1 pseudogene is annotated in these 289 nt (G+C 57.4%); it reads right to left on the bottom strand.

Annotated elements, in window-relative coordinates:
* Positions 1–289: pseudogene (locus Q4563_RS19085) on the bottom strand (sodium-dependent transporter); the annotation flags it as partial.

The raw sequence follows: 289 nt of genomic DNA, 5'->3' as shown, positions 1-289 counted from the left end.
ACCAGGCGGCTTTGGTGCGGCTGAGCTGCCAGCGCTCAACACATATCGATACCGGAACTTCCAGCAAGCAAATAGCGGAGGTGAGGGCGGCGATGCTCATTAGGGCGAAAAACGCGATGGCCATCCAGTCACCGGCTCCGCCCATATGGGCGAACAGTGCGGGTAGTACCTGAAAAATCAAACAGGGGCCGGCAATCAGCTCACCGCTGTCTGAATATACCGCCACTCCTTGGGCTTTGGCGACGTAAAACGCCGGGATAATCAACAAGCCGGCGGTAAACGCAAAGCC

It is taken from the genome of Gilvimarinus sp. 1_MG-2023 (assembly GCF_030548285.1).
Note: the sequence above shows the minus strand (reverse complement) of the source record. Positions and strands in the feature narration are given on the sequence as shown.